This window comes from Consotaella salsifontis (genome assembly GCF_900167365.1).
In the GTDB taxonomy this organism is placed as follows: Bacteria; Pseudomonadota; Alphaproteobacteria; order Rhizobiales; family Rhizobiaceae; genus Consotaella; species Consotaella salsifontis.
Genome location: NZ_FUXL01000001.1, coordinates 136,753 through 155,404 on the forward strand (window position 1 = coordinate 136,753; position 18,652 = coordinate 155,404).

The 18,652-nt window shown below is 62.1% G+C and carries 18 protein-coding genes; 7 read left to right on the plus strand and 11 right to left on the minus strand.

The window, feature by feature from the left end:
• Positions 1-10: 10 nt before the first annotated feature.
• From B5D38_RS00655 to B5D38_RS00665, 3 genes are all read right to left on the minus strand, one after another.
• Entirely contained in the window at positions 11-2,311 is a 2,301-nt protein-coding gene (locus B5D38_RS00655) for a putative bifunctional diguanylate cyclase/phosphodiesterase (protein WP_078706447.1), read from the minus strand.
• A 489-nt stretch (positions 2,312-2,800) separates the two neighbouring features.
• Positions 2,801-3,421, minus strand: a complete 621-nt coding sequence (locus tag B5D38_RS00660; protein WP_078706448.1) for a carbonic anhydrase — start codon at positions 3,419-3,421, stop codon at positions 2,801-2,803.
• A gap of 274 nt (positions 3,422-3,695) precedes the next feature.
• A complete protein-coding gene (locus tag B5D38_RS00665; protein ID WP_078706449.1) occupies positions 3,696-4,181 on the minus strand; it encodes a MarR family winged helix-turn-helix transcriptional regulator in 486 nt (161 codons plus the stop codon).
• 296 nt (positions 4,182-4,477) lie between these two features.
• Here B5D38_RS00665 and B5D38_RS00670 point away from each other — a divergent pair, with 296 nt between their 5' ends.
• From B5D38_RS00670 to B5D38_RS00700, 7 genes are all read left to right on the plus strand, one after another.
• Entirely contained in the window at positions 4,478-4,762 is a 285-nt protein-coding gene (locus B5D38_RS00670) for an acyl carrier protein (protein ID WP_078706450.1), read from the plus strand.
• A 117-nt stretch (positions 4,763-4,879) separates the two neighbouring features.
• A complete protein-coding gene (locus B5D38_RS00675) occupies positions 4,880-6,085 on the plus strand; it encodes a beta-ketoacyl-ACP synthase (RefSeq protein WP_078706451.1) in 1,206 nt (401 codons plus the stop codon).
• Between the two features lie 16 nt (positions 6,086-6,101).
• A complete protein-coding gene (locus B5D38_RS00680) occupies positions 6,102-7,388 on the plus strand; it encodes a beta-ketoacyl-ACP synthase (protein ID WP_078706452.1) in 1,287 nt (428 codons plus the stop codon).
• Between the two features lie 30 nt (positions 7,389-7,418).
• Positions 7,419-8,480 carry a zinc-binding dehydrogenase gene (locus tag B5D38_RS00685; protein ID WP_078706453.1) on the plus strand — a complete coding sequence of 354 codons (1,062 nt, stop codon included), beginning with the start codon at positions 7,419-7,421 and terminating at the stop codon, positions 8,478-8,480.
• Positions 8,477-9,394 carry a lipid A biosynthesis lauroyl acyltransferase gene (locus B5D38_RS00690; protein ID WP_078706454.1) on the plus strand — a complete coding sequence of 306 codons (918 nt, stop codon included), beginning with the start codon at positions 8,477-8,479 and terminating at the stop codon, positions 9,392-9,394. The genes B5D38_RS00685 and B5D38_RS00690 overlap by 4 nt, the downstream gene beginning before the upstream one ends.
• A gap of 338 nt (positions 9,395-9,732) precedes the next feature.
• Positions 9,733-11,730 (plus strand): putative bifunctional diguanylate cyclase/phosphodiesterase, encoded by a 1,998-nt coding sequence (locus B5D38_RS00695; RefSeq protein WP_245318703.1) that lies wholly within the window; start codon positions 9,733-9,735, stop codon positions 11,728-11,730.
• 258 nt (positions 11,731-11,988) lie between these two features.
• Positions 11,989-12,336: a response regulator gene (locus B5D38_RS00700; protein ID WP_078706455.1), complete on the plus strand. Its 348-nt coding sequence runs from the start codon at positions 11,989-11,991 to the stop codon at positions 12,334-12,336.
• Positions 12,337-12,408: 72 nt separating this feature from the next.
• On the opposite strand, the gene B5D38_RS00705 is transcribed toward B5D38_RS00700, so the two are convergent.
• From B5D38_RS00705 to B5D38_RS22130, 8 genes are all read right to left on the minus strand, one after another.
• A complete protein-coding gene (locus B5D38_RS00705) occupies positions 12,409-12,951 on the minus strand; it encodes a DUF4405 domain-containing protein (protein WP_131829836.1) in 543 nt (180 codons plus the stop codon).
• Positions 12,952-13,111: 160 nt separating this feature from the next.
• Positions 13,112-13,993: an NAD(P)-dependent oxidoreductase gene (locus B5D38_RS00710; protein WP_078706457.1), complete on the minus strand. Its 882-nt coding sequence runs from the start codon at positions 13,991-13,993 to the stop codon at positions 13,112-13,114.
• A 77-nt stretch (positions 13,994-14,070) separates the two neighbouring features.
• Positions 14,071-14,847 carry an ABC transporter permease gene (locus tag B5D38_RS00715; RefSeq protein WP_078706458.1) on the minus strand — a complete coding sequence of 259 codons (777 nt, stop codon included), beginning with the start codon at positions 14,845-14,847 and terminating at the stop codon, positions 14,071-14,073.
• Between the two features lie 17 nt (positions 14,848-14,864).
• Positions 14,865-15,581 (minus strand): ABC transporter permease, encoded by a 717-nt coding sequence (locus tag B5D38_RS00720; RefSeq protein WP_078706459.1) that lies wholly within the window; start codon positions 15,579-15,581, stop codon positions 14,865-14,867.
• Positions 15,582-15,648: 67 nt separating this feature from the next.
• The gene (locus B5D38_RS00725) at positions 15,649-16,440 is read right to left on the minus strand and encodes an ABC transporter substrate-binding protein (RefSeq protein WP_078706460.1); all 792 of its coding nucleotides are present in this window, start codon (positions 16,438-16,440) and stop codon (positions 15,649-15,651) included.
• A gap of 228 nt (positions 16,441-16,668) precedes the next feature.
• Positions 16,669-17,616, minus strand: a complete 948-nt coding sequence (locus B5D38_RS00730; protein ID WP_078706461.1) for an AEC family transporter — start codon at positions 17,614-17,616, stop codon at positions 16,669-16,671.
• A gap of 170 nt (positions 17,617-17,786) precedes the next feature.
• Entirely contained in the window at positions 17,787-18,398 is a 612-nt protein-coding gene (mobA, locus tag B5D38_RS00735) for a molybdenum cofactor guanylyltransferase (protein WP_280949361.1), read from the minus strand.
• Positions 18,395-18,601 (minus strand): YMGG-like glycine zipper-containing protein, encoded by a 207-nt coding sequence (locus tag B5D38_RS22130; RefSeq protein ID WP_165690746.1) that lies wholly within the window; start codon positions 18,599-18,601, stop codon positions 18,395-18,397. Before B5D38_RS22130 ends, mobA begins: the two co-directional genes overlap by 4 nt.
• Between the last annotated feature and the right edge of the window lie 51 nt (positions 18,602-18,652).

Below are 18,652 nucleotides of genomic sequence, written 5' to 3' on the forward strand. Positions count from 1 at the left end.
CCTTCCGGCGCTAGGCAGTGGCCGCGGGCAGGGTGCGGTCCGCCACCTGCGTTTTTGCCGAGGGGCGGCCATAGCTCTTCTCTGCGTGCTGAGGCACCATACGCCGGAGCTGCTCGATCGGCATGGCCTGCGAAAACAGGTTTCCTTGCACCACGTGGCAGCCCGCGGCGATCGCGCATTCCATTTGCTCGTCTGTCTCGACACCCTCGGCGGTCACGGCAAGCCCCATCGCGTGCGCCAAGTTGGCTATGGCGTTCACGACTGTCGCGGCGGTGCCTCCCGTTTCTCCCAACTCCCGGATGAAGGCCTGATCGACCTTGAGCCCGTCGATCTTGCAGCGCTTCAGGTATCCGATGGAGCTGTCGCCTGAGCCAAAATCATCGATCACCACATGGATGGAGGAAGCCCTGAGTTTCGCGAGTGTCTCCAGAACGCCCTGTGGCGTATCGAGCAGGGTGCTTTCGGGGATCTCCAACTGAATTCGTGTCGGCGATACGTCTGTTTCTTCGACAATCGAAAGCACACGTTCGACGAGACGCGGGTCCTTGACCTGGGCGGGCGAAAGATTGACCGCCATCGTAAGGTTTGGAAATTCTGCCGCGACTTGGCAGGCCATTCTGAGGACCCAGTCGCCCAGCGGCAGGATGAGCCCGCTTTCTTCCGCTACAGGTAGAAATTCGAGGGGGCCGATCAATCCGAGCCTTGGATGATTCCACCGCAGCAGCGCTTCCAGGCCGGTGAGGGTGCCGGTCTGTGCGTCGAGCAGCGGCTGATAATGAACCTGGAGCTGATTGGGGGCCCATAGCGCGTGACGAAGGTCGACCTCCATCTGGCGCTTGTTCTTTTCCGCTTCCACCAGCGTATCGCTGAAGATGGTGAAGTTGCTGCGGCCACGGCTCTTGGACTGGTAGAGCGCGATATCGGCTCGATGGATGAGCTCTTCCTGGTCCTCCGTGGTCGGCACCGCGATCACCGCGCCGACGGAGACGCCGACGAAGGCCTGTACGCCTCCAAGATCGAAAGGCGCGGAAATCACCAAGACGATGCGCCGCGACAGCGCCTCGATGTCTCCCGGCTGACACATGCTCGTGACGATGGCGAATTCGTCGCCACCGAGCCGGGCGACGGTGTCGCCCTGCCGGGTGATCTTGCGCAGACGATCCGCGACCTGGCGGATGAGTTCGTCGCCCGCCTGATGCCCGAACGTATCGTTCACGTGCTTGAAGCGGTCGAGGTCCAGGAAAAGGACGGCAAAGCTCGCGTTGCTGCGGCGCGCGCGCTCCAGATGGATGTCGAGGCGCTCGGCGAACCTCGCCCTGTTCGCCAGCCCGGTGAGAGAGTCATGGAAGGCGAGATGATGGACGCGCTTTTGAGTCGACATCAGGCGGCTCGATGTGCGGTAGAGCCAGTAGATCAATGTTCCGATCAACAGCAGGACGACCGTCAGGCCGACAACCAGAGCAGGAGCGAGCTCGCGAAGAACCACGAGATTGGGTCGATCAACCGTCCAGCAAAGATAGCTGACTGGCCCGTCGGGCGATGTCAGGGAATAGCATGCCTCGGCCGGGTCTTCAGAAGGCGTAGAACTGAAATGAGGATTTGCGAGCTGAAGACTCTGCCTGAAGTGCTCGAGGAAGGAGCCGTCAAGAAACGTGACGGCGACATGGAGCATCCTCTGCCCAAGATCGTCGTATCCGGAGGAGCCCTTGCCGATCGACTGCGTCACATAGGCAAGCGCGGGGCGCCCGTCGATGAGAAGGAAGTTGTAGAGGGCAACCCCGGCCGTCGGCTGGGCGGTCACGGCGCTCTGGCGGTCCTGAAATCGATTCAAGAGGTCGCCGATCTCGGGCAGAAAACCTGTCGGATCGACACGTTGGCTCTGAGACATCGCAAACAGGCGTTCGCCGCTCTCGCTCAGAATCGCCGAACGGTCGATCGACAGAATGCGCGAGGTCCACGATTCGATGTTCGACCCAAAGCCCTGAATCGCGGAGAAGCCCTGCGCTCGGATCATTTGGTCGAGTTGGACGAACGCCGCTTGCCGCCCGACGATCTGCAACGAAAGGTTGGCCACGCTCTCGGCTACCGATTGTTCCTCCCGCTGGCGGGTGTCGCCCTCAATCTTGCTTGCCGACCAGTAGGCCACGCCTCCGACAAAAAGCGCCGTAAGGCCGAGGATGAGAAAGACGGGCAGAAAGATCAGCAGCAGGGGGTGCGAACGCCGCTCGGCATCGACGAGCGCTTTCGAGCCTCCGGCCCGCCGCCTAAAGGCGCGAAACTGGAAAGGACGGCGTCCCGTGAGCTGGTTCATCGTGCCAGTTCCACTCCATGGCCGTGCGTGAAGGATGCAAGCCGCATCCTTGCGTCAAGCGTTGATAAGCCTGGGCTGCGACGTCTTGTGGTTGTGCAGTATGTTTCAGAATTGCGAAAATAAACTTACCTGATCACGCTCGCGCAGAGGCGTGTGACGACTCGCGCTTGCTCGAAATGAAGGTGGCTAAACATGCATATCTGATGGGCTGGCGCTGCGGCGCGAGAAAAACGTAATTTATCCAAGCGGCGAGAAGGGCAATCCGAAACGACGCGTTTCGTAAGCGCGACTTATAGAAGTGGAAGCTTGCCAATGTCCTAACGGAATGTGCGTGGCTGACGCGGTTCCACAGCCTTGAGTATGCCCGTTGCCGGGTCATCTTGGCGAGCCGTCATGGCGCGCCACCGTTGACGCCTTGCGCGACACTGGAGCGACGACGTCTCCGTCGTCGCTTGTGCGGGATCTCTTCCGGGAAAACTTGCGTCGCGATCAGAACGAAGACTGATCCACCGCCACAAAATCCTCTCCCGCGAGACGACTGAGAACGCCGGTGTGGATATCGAACTGGAAACCCTCGACCTGGAGCGAGCCGGCCTCTTCCGCTTCCGCGACCCAGGGGAACGTTCGCAGGTTTGCCAGCGACAGACGCACGACCGCCGCTTCATACTTCGGAAGCAGTTCGTGAAGTGGGCCGACGCGCGGAATGGTCTCCAGAACCGGAGCCGCGATCTCCATCCACCGACTGACGAAGTCCTGCGCGTCGGAAGGGGCGCCTTCTGCCATTGCGCGCACACCGCCGCATTGGGCATGGCCAAGGACCACAGCCCGCTTCACCTTGAGGACGCGCACAGCGTACTCGACAGCCGCGCTCGTTCCGTGGTGGTGACTGTCAGGGGCATATGGCGGAACGAGGCCCGCGATGTTGCGCACCGAAAACATCTCGCCTGGGCCCGCGCCGAAGACGCGCTGCGGATCGACGCGGGAGTCCGAGCAGGCGATCACCAGCGTGTGGGGATTCTGGCCATACATCGCCAATGCCTCGTAGGTCGCGCGCTCGCTCGGCCACATCTCCGCGCGGAACCGGCGATACCCTGACAGCAGACGATCCATGCTCACCTCTCCATCCTTGTCACCTGGAACACCCTTGCCGACGCGCCGATCCTCAGGTGCAAACCTTCGCAGACCAAATAGGTGATCCGTCTCGCGTGTCATCGGCCCAAGCGGGCGTGGTGCTCATGCTTCCTTGGCGCGGAGCGCTACCGGATGCAAGAAGCAGTCACTTCTTTCCAATGAACGATGATGCGGATCCGCTTTCCTGTGGAGGGAAAAAAGGAGTGGGGAAAGCGGTAAGGCTCCGTCGATCTGATAACTGAAACGGCACAGGCTACGACTGAGCGAGAACGCGATCCAGGGCGGCAAGGCCAGCCTCAAGACAATTGAGTTCCTGCTCGCTCAGTTGATCGAGTATGTCGCGTTCGGCCTGCCTCGCTGCGGACTCGATGGCGTCGTATGCTGTTCGCCCCTTTTCCGTGAGAGCCAGGAATTCAAATCGGCGGTCGAACGAGGCGCGCGTGCGATTAATCCAGCCGCGTTCGTCGAGAGACGCGACCGCGCGACTGACCTTGGTTTTGTCCATGGCAGTCATATCGACGATCGCACTCGAAGTGACGCCGGGTGCGTCCTCACGCGCGGCGCCAAGCGCCAGAAGTACGTAGAACTCGGGTGACGTGAGGCTGCTATAGGCGCGGTGAACGAGAGCGGCCTTGCGGCCCAAAATCGTCGTCACCCGCTCCAGGCGGCTCGACAGAAGAGCGCCGACGCTACCCTTTTGTGACAAGGGGTGGTCCGCTGGGAGGGGGGCGAGGCTCATCGAATGTCTTTTAGCTTTTCAATTGTATCGACAAGGAATGTTAATTGGAGCCATTGTCCCACAGTCTCAAGAGTTTATGTGGAATTTTGGCGCCCTGAGGGACAAGTGTGATGGCAAGGCCACACATCGAGATGTCAACCCATGGCTGTGCTTTTTTTGACCAAGGCGGCGGTCGAGGCGCAGGCGAGGAACGCGTTTTGCGCCGGGCGGACGGCGATGCCCCGCGAGATGCTTTGCTTTCCTCGGCGAATTTTCTATACGTTCGCAGCCATTGACATCACGTCCGAGGGATACCTTTGTCTTCAACCTTCGAGAAAGTCGCCGAAATCATTGCCGAGACGTGCGAGATCGACAGGGATCAGATCACTCCCGACAGCCATACGATCGACGATCTGGGAATCGACTCGCTCGATTTCCTCGATATCGTTTTCGCCATCGACAAGGAATTCGGGATCAAGATCCCTCTTGCTGAATGGACGCAGCAGGTGAACGAGGGAAATGTCCCCGCGTCCGAATATTTCGTCATGAAGAATCTGTGCGCGAAGATCGATGCTCTGCGCGCCGCTTCACAGGCGTCCTGATCTGAACCGGTACGGAGGCCGCCGCGGCGATGGCCTCCGGGCCCGGGCAGCTTTGATCCGACAGGCCACCGGCGCGCGGATGCGTGGGCCGGCCCTACAAAAGATTCGGCACCCCGCATGAGCGTTTCCTCGCACGACGTCCTCGTCACCGGCATCGGCCTCGTCTCCTCGCTTGGCGAGGGGATCGACGCGCATGTCGAAAAGCTCGCAGCGGATGGGCCCCGGCCCGTCTTGAACACGGAAGAGTTCGCGCCCTTCCTGGTCCATCCTCTGCCGCCCGTCGACTGGTCGACGCAGATCCCCAAGAAGGGCGATCAGCGGCAGATGGAGACCTGGCAGAAGCTCGGCACGTTCGCGGCCGGCCTTGCGTTGAGCGATGCGGCTGTCGGCACCGACCCGGCAGAGCGCGGTGCGATCGATATGATTGTCGCGGCCGGCGGCGGCGAGCGGGATCTCCAGGTGGATTCCCTCGTGATGGAGCGGGCGAGAGGATTGGACGATCCTCAGTCCCTGATCAATCAGACTTTGACGAACGAGCTTCGACCGACCCTCTTTCTCGCGCAGCTCTCCAACCTGATGGCCGGCAACATCTCGATTGTCCACAAGGTGACCGGCTCGTCCCGCACCTTCATGGGTGAGGAGGCCTCCGGCATTTCTGCCGTCGCGACGGCAGCTGCGCGCATCGCGGCGGGACAGAGCGAGATCTGTCTCATCGGCGGGGCTTTCTCCGCTCCCCGCAAGGAGCTGATTTCCAACTACGCCATGGGCGGCTTCCTGTCGTCGGGCGATTGGTCCCCGGTCTTCCAGAGGAGAGATGCTCAGTTGGGTTTCGTGCCGGGCAGCGTGGGCGCCTTCCTGGTCCTGGAATCGGCGGAGCACGCCTCCCGACGTGGAGCGCGCGCCTATGCGCGCGTCGCGCAGGTGGCCGCCGATCGCGGCGCTCGAACCGAGGAGGCCTTTGCGACGCGCATCAAGGCGCTCCTCAACGAAATCGGAGCCGATGACGATGAGGCACTCCTCGTCCTCTCCGGCGCGTCGGGCTGCCAACCAGTGACGGAATGGGAGAAAAGTGCCCTGGATGAGCGGTTACAGAGAGCCGCGTTGAGAAGCTTCGGTTCGTTGCTTGGACATTCGCTGGAAGCGCATTTCTTCGCTGGAATTGCGCTGGGCGCTGCCGCTCTTCACTCCGGGCGGGGCCTTGCGCCTTTCGATCCCATCGCGGAACGCGCGAGCTCCGTCGCCCCGTCGCAGGCATTGATAACGACAGTCGGCCACGTCAGCGGCGAGGGCATGTGCCGGCTCGTTGCTGTCGATCCGAGCTGATCTGAAAGGAAAAGGCATGACGGTGAACCCTGGCGCGTTCTCCTCTCGCCCTGCGGTCGCGGTGACGGGCCTTGGCGCCGTGTCTTCGCTCGGCATCGGCATCGAGGATAATTTTTCCGCGCTGAAGGCGGGCAAGTCCGGCATTAAGCCGATCACGCGCTTTTCGACCGAAGGGCTGCGCACGACGATCGCCGGGACGATCAATTTCATTACCTTCGAACCGTGGACGGCGATCGGCTTCACGCATCGGCTCGCCGACATGGCTGCGCGGGAAGCCGTCGCGATGGCCGGCATCGATTCCGGCCGCTTTGACGGCCCTCTCGTACTTGCGGCCCCACCCGTGGAACTGGAATGGCCGCAGCGCCTCGAACTGGATCGGCTGGCCGGGGAATTCGATGAGGCCGCGAGCTATGACCGGCTGTTGAGACTGTCGCGCAATCACCGCGACTCCGCGCTCTACGATCTGACGCTTTTCGGAAAGATCGCAGACCAGTTGGCCGACAGTTTCGGCACGCGGGGCCTGCCGATCACTCTGTCCACGGCGTGTGCTTCCGGCGCGACGGCCGTTCAGCTCGGCGTCGAGGCGATTCGCCGCGGCGAGGCCGAGCGGGTTCTGGTGGTCGGCGCCGACGGATCGGTGGGACCCGAGGCGGTGATCCGCTTCTCACTCCTGTCCGCTCTCTCCACCCAGAATGCGATTCCCGAAAGAGCATCGAAGCCGTTCTCGAAGGACCGGGACGGCTTCGTGATGGCGGAAGGGGCGGGCGCTCTCGTTCTCGAGTCGGTCGACGCGGCGAAGGCGCGCGGCGCGGAAATCCTCGGCTATGTCCTCGGCTGTGGCGAAAAGGCCGACGACTTCCACCGCACGCGTTCCAGCCCGGACGGCTCGCCCATCATCGCGACCATTCGCGCCGGACTCGCCGACGCTGGTCTGGCGCCGGAGGAAATCAGCTACATCAACGCGCACGGCACCTCGACGCCCGAAAACGACAAGATGGAGTACACGGGGCTCGCTGCGGTCTTTGGCGACGCGCTGGCCTCCACGCCCATCTCCTCCAACAAGTCGATGATCGGGCACACGCTGACGGCAGCGGGGGCAATCGAGGCTGTCTTCTCGATCCTGACGATGCGCGAGGGCGTGCTGCCTCCGACGATCAACTACGACGTGCCGGACCCGGCGATTCCGCTGGACACGGTGCCCAATGTCGCCCGATCCGCAGACGTGGCGACGGTTATTTCCAACTCCTTCGGCTTCGGTGGCCAAAACGTCTCGCTGGTGTTTGGCCGCGAGCCGCGGCGCTGACCGACTGCCGGCGCAAGAGCGAGTCTATTCATGCGTGCACTTCAGCTCCTCGGCCCTCGCGATCTCCAGGTCCGCGACATCGACGCGCCCGCCGCTCCCGGGCAGGGCGAGGTGACGGTCGCGATCAAGGCGGTGGCGCTCAATCATATCGACGTATGGGGATGGCGGGGCATGGCCTTCGCCAAGCGCAAGCTGCCTCTCGTGGTCGGGGCCGAAGCGGCCGGCGTTGTCGAGACGGTCGGGCCGGGCGTTTCAAGCCTTCTGCCGGGGCAACTCGTCTCCATTTATGGCGCGCGCACGTGCGGGCGCTGCCGTGCCTGCCGCGAGGGACGCGACAATCTTTGTGAGGCGGTGGAAGGGGTTCACGGCTTCCACCTGGATGGCTTCGCTTGCGAAAAGGTGACGATGCCGGCGCGCTTGCTGGTACCCGCGCCGCCGGGATGCGATGCCGTTTCGGCCGCCTTGGCGCCTGTCACCTTCGGCACCGTCGAGCACATGCTGTTCGACAATGCGCGGCTGGAGCCGGGCGAGACAGTCTTGGTTCAGGCCGGTGGCTCGGGCATCGGAACCGCGGCGATCCAGCTTGCCAAACGCTGGGGAGCCACCGTCATCACCACGGTCGGCTCGGATGACAAGGCGGAAGCGGCGCGGGCTCTTGGCGCGGATCACGTGATCAACTATCGCGAGGAGCGCTTCGAGGGCCGCGTGCGCAAGATCACCGCCAAGCGCGGCGTCGACGTGGTCTTCGAGCACGTCGGAGCGGAGACCTGGGCGGGATCGCTTCTGTCGCTTCGCCGTGGCGGGCGGCTCGTCACCTGCGGGTCGACCAGCGGCGTTTCGGCGGAAACCAACCTCATGATGCTCTTCCAACAGCAGCTCAAGCTGATCGGCTCGTTCGGCTGCACGATGGAGAACATGCGCAACGCCATGGATAAGCTGGCGCGCGGCATCGTGCACCCGGTCGTCGATACCGTCGTCGCTCTGGACGATATCACCGAGGCGCTGGACCGCATGGAAAGCCGAAAAGTCTTCGGCAAGATCATTCTCGACGTATCACTCGGCGAGGCAGAGCGGCCGCGACTGGCGCGATGAAGATATTCCTCTTTCGTCTCAGCCGCCGGCTGGAGCGAGCGAAGGATTGGCTGATCGGTCAGTCGCTCTTCGCTCTGATGGCTTTGCTGCGGCTTGTGCCTCCGCGTGTCGCCATGTCCATTGCGGCTCGCGTCGGTAGCCTGCTCGGCCCGTTGATACCGCGCCACCGCGTCATGCTGGACAACCTGAGACGAGCTTATCCAGAGAAGGACGAGGCCTGGATCGAGCGGACCGCCCGTGGCAACTGGCGCGAGATGGGCCATATGGCGGCCGAATACGTGTTTCTCGACAAGCTTGTCGATCTCTCGTCGATCGGACAACCCGATGCGTTGGTCGAAGTCGAGGGCATCCCGCGATTTTTCGAGATTCTGGACCACAAGGGTCCGATCGTGCTCTTCACCGCGCATATGGGGTGCTTTGAGCTGCTGCCGCTTTACGCGGCCCATCTCGGCCTCGATCTGACGGTGCTCTTCCGCCCACCGAATAATCGCACGATCGCGCGCCGGGTGGCGGAAACGAGGAGCGTCGGCTCTGCCCGTCTCGTTCCCTCAAGGGCAGGCGCGGCATGGGCGTTGGCCTCCGCGCTGGAGCGAGGCGCCACTGCGGGAATGTTGGTCGACCAGAAGTTCAAGCGCGGCGTGGCGACGCGCTTCTTCGGCCGGGAATGTCGGACCAACCCGCTGCTCCCCAAGCTGGTTCGTCAGTTTGATTGCAAGGTCTATCCCGTGCGCTCCGTGCGCTTGCCGGGGGGGCGCTATCGGCTGGAGATTGAGCCCGAGATGGCATTGCCGCGTAATGCCGCAGGCGTGGTGGACGTCGAGGCCAGTTGCCAGCTGCTCAACGATGTCGTCGAGCGTTGGGTCAGAGAGTATCCCGAGCAGTGGATGTGGTTCCATCGTCGCTGGGACTACTGAAGTGGAGGATCGGACGCGTCTAAAGTGAACCGATCATCTCGCTGAGCCTTATTTGTAGGTGTCTAAAGGTTTAGATCGAATCGATTTTCTCATCCCGCTGTCCGGGCGCTCGTCTTTGTGCGGCGTAACTTGAGATGTCGGGTATAACCTACTGATATATCAGCGATATGCGGGAAATTTTCCGAACCGGCTCTGTCGCGGATGCGCTTTATCGTCCTGCGAAGGAGGCCCGCGAAGGACCATTCTGGGCGGTTGTGGTCTAGGAACAGCTTCCAGTATTACGACGATTTATTTACTCCCCCAGGGCTATTTTGGCGCCAAAACAGCGAAATGAGCCCATGATAGTCAGCAAGCTCAGAAGATATGGAACGTCCGTTGCCGTCGGCGTGGCCATTGCTGCGTTTGTGATTGTCTCGACGCTTGTTCTCGGTTCGCGCACTGTTGGCCGGCTGGTGGATTCGGCGATGCGCGAGAAGGGCGCCTCGTTCGCTCATCTGCTGGTGTCGAAGGACGACGCGCTCTCCGCATTTCTGACCGGCATTGCCCGCTCACCGGACGCCGAGGCAGCTATCCGCGATCTCGCGGCGCTTTCGGGCATCGACAGTTTCGTCGTCTTCGATAGTCAGGGTCGGGAGACATATCGCTCCCGGTCCGATCGCTACGAATGGCTGCTGCGCGACCGTCCGGGCGGTGTGCGGACCGGAGATCATCTTTCAGATCCGGTCCTCGCGAAGACCGGTGCTTGGCAGATCGTCTATGACGACGGTCAGTCAAACCCCTCGGTCCTGACTCCACTCGTCCGCGACGGCGTCACTCTCGGCTATGTGTCGATCGACGGTGAGATGAATGGCGAACGCGAGGTCTATCGCTCTGCCCTGATGCGGGGGTCGATCGCCTTGCTGGCTGTCGTTCTTCTAGCGACGGGAACGCCCATGCTTCTTTACGTCCGCCGTCAGCGGAAGATGCAGGAGGCGGACGATCGCATCTATTTCCTGGCCAACCACGACCCGTTGACCCACCTTCTCAACCGTACGCGGATGCAGGAGGAAACGGATCGCGTTCTGGCGACGGCGCGGGCGACGCGCGAGCGCATGGCCTACTGCTGCATCGACATCGACGGTCTGGGGGATGTCAATGACACGCTGGGACAGTCGAGCGGCGACCAGCTTTTGAGGGTGGTGGCAAGCCGGCTCTCGTCCATCATCGATGGAGGCGATCTTCTTGCCCGTGTTGGGCCGGATGACTTCGCGTTGCTGCGGCGGCGCATCAACGAGGATGGCGATCTTGCTGCCCTTGCGAGACGCATCATCGACGCAGTCAACGAGCCGGTCGAGCTGATGGGCCATATCATGCGGCCACGCGTCTCCATCGGCGTCGCCATGCTCCCGCAGGACGGACGCACACACAATGAGCTGCTGAAGCATTCCAGCCTGGCGCTCATCTATCACAAAGCCGCAAAAAGTGGCGACTACGCGCTGTTCGAGGCCTCCATGGACGAGGAGACCCATCGTCGGCGGGAAGTCGAGGCGATGGTGCGTCGCGCTGTCGAGAACGACGGCTTTTCGCTCTTTTACCAGCCGATCGTCAGCGGCGACGGATCAAGACTCCTTGGTTTTGAGGCACTCGTCCGCATGCCCGATGGAAACGGTGGCTTCGTCTCTCCAGCGACCTTCATTCCCATCGCCGAGGCGCGGGGATATGTGAAGGCAATCGGCAGCTGGGTTCTGCGTGAGGCAACGCGGCAGATTGCGCAGTGGCCGGAGGAGCTCTTCGTCGCCGTCAATCTCTCGGCGGTCCAATTCCGCGACGGCGACCTCATCGATATCGTGAAGCAGGCGCTGGAGGATGCGGGCATATCGGGAGAGCGCCTGGAGATCGAGGTGGTGGAATCGCTGCTCCTGGAGCGCTCCGACGACATTCTCGCCCAGCTCAACGATCTCAAGACGCTCGGCATCTCCATCGGCATGGATGATTTTGGTACGGGCTATTCCTCTCTCGGTTATCTCTGGCGGTTCCCCTTCGACAAGCTGAAGATCGACCAGTCGTTCATGTTCGCGTTCGATAACGGCGAGCCGAACGTGCCCGAGATCATCTCGACCATCGTTTCCCTGGCCCATCAGATGCGAATGAAGGTGACGGCCGAGGGCGTCGAGACCCGGGAGCAGGTGGATCTTCTGAGTTCGTTCGGCTGTGATCAGCTCCAGGGCTACTTCTTCGCGCAGCCAACTTCGCCCGAGCAGATCGCGGCGGAGATACTCACCCGCTTCAGCGCCCGCCTGGGACATGGGAAGGAGCCTCAGCCCCGAGCCTTGCGGCGATTGGAAACTGCCGTCTGACGGTGGTGACGCACGCTACGGTTCAGGTTTCGCGCTGTGATTGGATTTTAGAAGTGGCGCTGGAGCCTCTCGATAATACTCCGAGGGGTAAAGGATACATTAATAGAGGAACATCAGAATTTAGTAATTGTTTACCATGTTCGGTGAACGACTCACTCTTTCCCTAGTGGGGGAGTCGGGATTATTCGCATTTGATCCAACTTGTTTGCAACCCTTGGGGGCCGCCGGCATTGACATGAAAATCGAAGGGATAGGGCAATGCGGGTCTTGATCGTTGAAGACGAGCCGATCCTGGCAATGGATCTGGAAGATATCATAGCGCGTGATCATGACGCCGAGTGTTTTCTCGCGTCCACCGTCGAAGACAGCATGTCGAGGATCGACAGTGGTATCGATTTCGCCTTGCTGGACATTCACCTCGGCCCCGATGGGCAGACATCGCTTCCTGTGGCGCGGGAGTTGAGGCGGCGGAACATTCCCTTCTGCTTCATTTCCTCTTGCTTGTCGGAGCTGCCGCCGTCGTTCGGCCGGGTGCCAAAGGTGGCAAAGCCGTTTGAAGTCCGTGACATCAGCCGGGTTCTGACACGGGTCGGTTTCGGCTCGTAGGATAGCCTGAAAGACGGGGCGAGACGGATGAGCCTCGCCCAATTCGATTGGAGCTAAGCAGCCCGTGTGGCGTCAGCGGCCTTGGGCTCTTCCATCGGCAGTCGCTGCCGATGCCAATAGCTTCGAGAAAACGATGGACGCATCCACGCCATGACGTCCCGCGATGGTCGAAATGCTGTCATCGGCTAAGATCGGGCCATAGCCCGCATCGTCGAGGCGCTTCACCGCCTCTGCCGCATCGAGCCGGACGACGGGTGCCAGTTCAGCCACTGAAGCCGATTGCGCCGCTCTCATCAGAGCAAATGCTGCATTCCCTCCACGACCGCCACCAGCCGGCAATGGTTGAAGGAGGTAATAGCCAGCGGCCAGGAGGCTCAGAACCAGCGCAACAGGCATCCACTTGCCATGAAAATAGTTGGCGAAAGCGTGCCAGTTGCGCCAGAGGTGGAGGCCGATCGGAATCAGCAATATCATGGAGAGCACTTCGTGCATCTCATGGAAGAATCTGCCGGCCCAGCCAAAAAACAGCGCGGTGCCGGAGATGGCCGATACCAGGAAGAGACCAACCGTGAAGGGGGTGGCGGATCTGAACAATAAGTTTCGGATCGTTGTCATCTATACACCGGAGAAACTGGCGTCATTTTGTCAATAAAGACGATGACGGTGTGAACTCTACTTGTGTATAGTATAGAAATGCGCCAGGTTTCGCTGGCGCAAAATCGTAACAAAGTTTTTCACTTGATTGCTGTGTCGGGCGCGTGGGCAGAGCGCAATCTCAGCGTTTCGAGAACGCCTCGAGGCGAGCGAGAAGCGCGGAGGTGTCCCAACGCCGTCCGCCGAGCGCCTCGACCTCTCCATAGAACTGGTCGACGAGCGCCGTCACCGGCAGGACTGCGCCGTTGCGCCGTGCTTCGGCGAGGCAGAAGCCGAGATCCTTGCGCATCCACTCGACGGCGAAACCGTGGTCGTACTCGCCCTTGTCCATGGTCTTGTGGCGGTTCTCCATCTGCCACGATCCGGCCGCGCCCTTGGAGATGACCTCGACGACCTTGCTGATGTCGAGGCCGGCGCACTTGCCGAAATGGATGGCCTCGGAGAGCCCCTGCACGACGCCGGCGATGCATATCTGGTTCATCATTTTCGTGAGCTGACCGGAGCCGGCTGGACCCATCAGCCCGACCATTCTGGCGTAGGTCTCGATGACGGGCTTTGCCTCGGCGAAGGCGGCCTCCTCACCGCCTGCCATCACGGTGAGCACGCCGTTTTCGGCGCCGGCCTGCCCGCCCGAAACAGGCGCATCGAGAAAGCGCAGACCGCGTTCCCTGGCTGCTGCGTCGAGCTCGCGCGCGACCTCGGCCGACGCCGTCGTGTTGTCGATCAGAATGGCGCCTTTCTTCATGCCGGAGAAGGCACCATCCTCGCCAAGAACGACGGAGCGGAGGTCGTCATCGTTGCCGACGCAGGTGAAGACGAAGTCAGCGCCCTCGCAGGCCTCACGAGGCGTCGCGGCATGAAGACCGGAAAACTCCCGGGCCCACCGCTCTGCCTTCGCCGCCGTGCGGTTGAAGACGGTCACGTCGTGGCCGCCACGCGTCTTCAGATGGCCGGCCATAGGGTAGCCCATCACACCCAGTCCGATGAAGGCGACCTTCGCCATGGCAACGTCCTTTCTTTCCTATTCCAACAATCACGGCGATGCCACGAGGCATCCGCCTCTGTCCGAGACGCCGGTTCCTAGCGCTTCTGGTGGCGCGTCAGCCGCTTCTCAACGACATTGGTGATGTTTCGCAGCACCTCGACGATGGAGAGATAGAGCACCGCGGCCCAGATGTAGGTCTGGAAGTCGAAAGTCCGGCCGTAGGCGCGCCGCGTTTCGCCGAGAAGATCGTAGACGGTGATGATGGCGACGATGGCCGAAGCCTTCACCATCAGGATGATCTCGTTCGTGTAGGGACGGAGGGCGACCATCAGCGCCTGGGGCAGAATGACTTTCCAGAAGATCACCAGTCGCGGAAGGCCGAGCGCCCGCGCACCCTCCCACTGGCCGCGCGGCACGCTTTCGATCGCGCCGCGCAGGATCTCGGCCTGATAGGCGGCGGTGTTCAGGGAAAGCGAGAACAGCGCGCAGTACCAGGCTTCGCGGAAAAACCACCAGAGCCCGATCGTTTCGAAAAAGCCGCGAAACTCACCGAACCCGTAATAGAACAGGAAAATCTGCGCCAGAAGCGGCGTTCCGCGGAAGAAATAGACGAAGGCGAAGGAAAGTCCCCGCGCCAAGCGGTTCCTCGCCATGCGGCCGAAGGCGACCGGAACCGAGACCAAGGCGCCGGAGACGATCGACGTGATCACCAGCGATACCGTGACGACAAGCCCGTCGAGGTAGGCCGGTCCGTATTTGGCAAAAAGAGCCGGGTTCCAGACATTGACGAGGTAGATGACGAGGCCGAGCGCCGCGAGCGCCCACAGCCCCAGCACCAGAATGCCGGCGATTCCCGCGCGCCGCGGCGCCATGGAAGGAGGTTGAGCGCTCACCGGGCCGTCCCGCCGCGCTTGGTCCAGCGGTCGATGCCGGCAATGCCGGCCGACGACAGCATGGTGAGGATCAGATATAGCACGCAGGCGAGCCCGAAGAAAAGAAAGGGCTCACGCGCCACGCGTGCGGCCGTCTGGGTTTGGCGCAGGATATCCGTCAGGCCGACGACCGACACTAGCGCCGTGTCCTTCAGAAGGTTCATCCAGAGATTAGCGAGGCCCGGCAGCGCAATGCGGATAAGCTGCGGCAGGATGATCAGGATCATGATGCGCGAGTTCCGGAGGCCGAGGGCCATTCCGCCTTCCCATTGCCCCCTGGGGATGGCCCGGAACGCGGAGAGGAACACCTCGCTGGCAAAAGCCGAAAACACCAGCCCGAGAGCGATCATGCCGGAAACGAAACCCGACACTTCCACCGGGCCGGTCCCGAGCGCGGCCAGCACTCCGTTGAGCAGGTGCGGTGCGCCGAAATAGACCAGAAAGAGGGTGAGCAGCTCCGGTAGCCCACGAAAGATGGTGGTGTAGATGTTGGCCGCAAGGTTGAGCGCCCAATCCTCGGAGCGTTTCGCCAACGCCAGCAGGAAGCCCATGACAAGGCCGATCGGCAGCGTTGCGAGCGCCAGGGAAATGGTGACGAGAACACCGAGGGCGATGTCGTCGCCCCAGCCAAACTCGCCGAAGCCGAGAAGATCCCAGGTGGAAGGTGCGTTCATCGCGTTCGGGCAAACAAAGCCGGCCGCGCGGGGCGCGGCCGGGGATGGATGTTAGGGGCGGACCGGCTCACTCGCCGTAGACGTCGAAGTCGAAATACTTGTCCTGGATCTTCTTGTAGGTGCCGTCTTCCCGGATCGCGGCGATGGCCTTGTCGAACATCTCCTTGAGCTTGTCGTCGCCCTTGCGCAGGCCGATGCCGATGCCCTTGCCGTAGATGGCCGGATCGGCCTTCAGGGTGCCGAGCAGCTTGCAGCAGGCGCCTTCGTCGCTCTTCAGCCACTCGTCCAGAACCACGACGTCATCCATCACGGCGTCGAGGCGGCCATTGGCGATATCGAGCTTGTACTCTTCGGCGGTCGGATAGCCGCGCACGTCCGCATCGGGGAAATACTGCTCGGCGGCCTGGAAGTGCGTCGTGGCAGCCTGGGCGCCGATCACCTTGTCGGCGAGCGCCTCAGGCGTGGCTTCGGTGATGTCGCTGTCCTTCGGCACGGCCACAGCCGGCGGCGTCTGGTAGTACTTCACGCTGAAGGCGATCTGCTCTTCGCGCTCGGGTGTGATGGACATGGATGCAATAAGCGCGTCGAACTTGTTGTTCTGGAGCGCGGGAATGAGCCCGTCCCAATCCTGGGTCACAAACTCGCACTTGACCTTCATCTCGTCGCAGAGCGCCTTAGAGATATCGATGTCGAAGCCGGTGAGTTCGCCGCTCGCCGTGAGATAGTTGAAGGGCGGATAGGCGCCTTCGGTGCCGATCCGAACGGTCGACCAATCCTTGCCGCTGTCGTCGGCGTGGCCGGCCACGGCGGAAAGCGCCAAAAAGGCTGCGGCAAGAGTCAGGGTACGAGTGGAACGCATTCGGGGTGCCTCACTGACGCGGACGTCGGACTTCATGCGCTCTCGGTGTCCGCCTTCCGGATGAGCGCGCCTACCAAAGAGGCGATCTTTACCGATCGCACACAAAACGCAACCGCTGCGGCCCCTCCCGATCAGGGAAAATCGACCAAAGCGCGACGATTTGCTCATCCTATCCACGCCATTCGTCGGAAAGTTGCCAAGTTGGATCGTTTTGGCGCCAATCTCAGCTCAATCCGGAATGAGATAAAGCGCGGCGCTGATGGTGAAAAACGACAGGAGCGTCATCGCGAGCATGGCCTGCGCAGCACGCTCCTGCTGCCCGTATCTCTGGGCGAAGATCGGATACATCGTCATGGCGGGCGATCCGGCCATGACGATGCCGGCCTTGAGGAGAAGTGGATCGTTCGGAACGATTCCCACGGTGGCCAGCCCCTCGAACCCGAGGAAGACCAGGAAGGGGTGCAGCAACAGCTTCCCGGCGACCACGAGGGCGACGCCGGGGTCGAAGGCGCCGGGCTTCAGGCCGTAGAGCGTTCCGCCGATGACGACGAGTGCGACGGCAACGCTCGAGGCCGAGACCACGCTCACCGATTTCGTCACGGGGCCAGGAAGCGGAACATGCATCAATGAGATGGCGAGGCCGATGATGAGGGAGAGCACGATCGGGCTGGTGAAGAGCCGCCGCGCGATGATTCGCACCAGCACCATGCCTTTCGCCTCGGAATGGCCGGCGCGTTCTGCCAGGAGCAGCATCAGCGGGATCATGACGGTGTTCTCGACGACGACGTCGAGGGCAAAGGCGATGGCGGCCGCGCTCGGCAGCGCCATGGCCAGAATCGGATAGCCGACATAGCCGCTGTTGGAGCAGCTCATCCCCATGGCCTGGAAGGTGCTGGCCGCCGATGACATGCCGAGGACGCGACGACTCACGACATAGCCGATGGCGAAGGCGGCAAGGGAGCCGAAGAGATATGCGCCGATATAGGCGAGGTCGAAAATCTCGCTGAGATCGCGGCTGATCAGCGCCTGCAGGATCAAGCCGGGCAGGGCAATCGAGACGACGAACTTGCCGAGCGCGGCCAGATCAGCCGCCGTCAAGACCGCCAGGACGACGGCAACATAGCCGATGCCCATCAGCATGAAGACGACGCTGGTGGTGGAGATCACATCGAGCATGTCGTGGTGCTCGCGGCGGCGCCTTGGGCGCGACGGAAACAGGCGGGCATGGCAAAACGCGGCACAAGAAGCCAGGGCCGGCAGTCTGCGCTACGCGGAAGGCCGGCTCTTCGGCTAGGGAGAACGCGCCCTCATGATCCCTTCAGCCGCCAAGGACAAGCCCGTCGGCGTCACAGGCCCGAAAATTCAGCCGCGAGAGCGAGGTCCTCAGGAGTGTTGACGTTGAAGAACGGGTCGCCATCAGGGGCGTCTTTGGCGCGGGGAAACTCGACGGCCTCGGCGTCTGCCGTCTCCAAGAAAGCCTTGATCGAGCGTTTCTGGTTTTCCTGCAGGAAATCAGGAAGCCGCGCGAGCACCGAGAGCGGCCAATAGGTCACGGTTGGCTGCAGGTCGCCCTCGAAAGATGCGACGCGAGGCCGGAAAGGCGAGCCGGCGCAAAGGACGTCAACAAGATCGGCGGGAAGGAAAGGCGTATCGGCGGGAACACTGACGAGGCCACCGCAATCGCTGCGGTGAGTCGCCAGCCAGGCTTGCGCCGCGTCGAGACCGGCCAGCGGCCCGGCGAAATCGGGTAGCCGATCTTTGACGACCATCATACCGAGAGATTCGAATATTGGATCGTCGGGCGCGCTGAGGAGGATTGGATCGACCCTGCCTTGGAGACAGGCGGTAACGCGCGACAACAGAGTCTGGCCGCCGAGCTCGACCATTGGCTTGGGAACGGGCGCGGCCATACGCCGGCCGCGCCCGCCCGCCAGAACAAGGCCGGCAACCCGGCTCAGAGCCGGCTTCCCACAACGCCGCCGGTCACGCCGCCCGCGACACCGCCGACGATCGCTCCCGGCGTATCGCCCACGGCCCCGCCGATCAGCGCACCGCCGACCGCGCCGACACCAGCGCCGGCAACCGTCTTTTCCGTGTGTGTGCATCCGGCGGTGAGGGCAAGCGCGGCCATCACGACAGCAACCTTCGATATTGGCGACATGACATCGACTCCCAATCTCGAGCTCTCAGAGTGCTTCTTCAACTGCTTCAA

Bases quoted from the DNA above. Each gene is read 5' to 3' on its own strand.
- B5D38_RS00655 (WP_078706447.1), bottom strand. From the start codon at position 2,311: ATGAACCAGCTCACGGGACGCCGTCCTTTCCAGTTTCGCGCCTTTAGG.
- B5D38_RS00685 (WP_078706453.1), top strand. From the start codon at position 7,419: ATGCGTGCACTTCAGCTCCTCGGCCCTCGCGATCTCCAGGTCCGCGAC.
- B5D38_RS00695 (WP_245318703.1), top strand. From the start codon at position 9,733: ATGATAGTCAGCAAGCTCAGAAGATATGGAACGTCCGTTGCCGTCGGC.
- B5D38_RS00705 (WP_131829836.1), bottom strand. From the start codon at position 12,951: ATGACAACGATCCGAAACTTATTGTTCAGATCCGCCACCCCCTTCACG.
- B5D38_RS00675 (WP_078706451.1), top strand. From the start codon at position 4,880: ATGAGCGTTTCCTCGCACGACGTCCTCGTCACCGGCATCGGCCTCGTC.
- B5D38_RS00730 (WP_078706461.1), bottom strand. From the start codon at position 17,616: ATGCTCGATGTGATCTCCACCACCAGCGTCGTCTTCATGCTGATGGGC.
- B5D38_RS00665 (WP_078706449.1), bottom strand. From the start codon at position 4,181: ATGAGCCTCGCCCCCCTCCCAGCGGACCACCCCTTGTCACAAAAGGGT.
- B5D38_RS00720 (WP_078706459.1), bottom strand. From the start codon at position 15,581: ATGAACGCACCTTCCACCTGGGATCTTCTCGGCTTCGGCGAGTTTGGC.
- B5D38_RS00680 (WP_078706452.1), top strand. From the start codon at position 6,102: ATGACGGTGAACCCTGGCGCGTTCTCCTCTCGCCCTGCGGTCGCGGTG.
- B5D38_RS00710 (WP_078706457.1), bottom strand. From the start codon at position 13,993: ATGGCGAAGGTCGCCTTCATCGGACTGGGTGTGATGGGCTACCCTATG.
- B5D38_RS22130 (WP_165690746.1), bottom strand. From the start codon at position 18,601: ATGTCGCCAATATCGAAGGTTGCTGTCGTGATGGCCGCGCTTGCCCTC.
- B5D38_RS00700 (WP_078706455.1), top strand. From the start codon at position 11,989: ATGCGGGTCTTGATCGTTGAAGACGAGCCGATCCTGGCAATGGATCTG.
- B5D38_RS00660 (WP_078706448.1), bottom strand. From the start codon at position 3,421: ATGGATCGTCTGCTGTCAGGGTATCGCCGGTTCCGCGCGGAGATGTGG.
- B5D38_RS00715 (WP_078706458.1), bottom strand. From the start codon at position 14,847: ATGGCGCCGCGGCGCGCGGGAATCGCCGGCATTCTGGTGCTGGGGCTG.
- B5D38_RS00690 (WP_078706454.1), top strand. From the start codon at position 8,477: ATGAAGATATTCCTCTTTCGTCTCAGCCGCCGGCTGGAGCGAGCGAAG.
- B5D38_RS00725 (WP_078706460.1), bottom strand. From the start codon at position 16,440: ATGCGTTCCACTCGTACCCTGACTCTTGCCGCAGCCTTTTTGGCGCTT.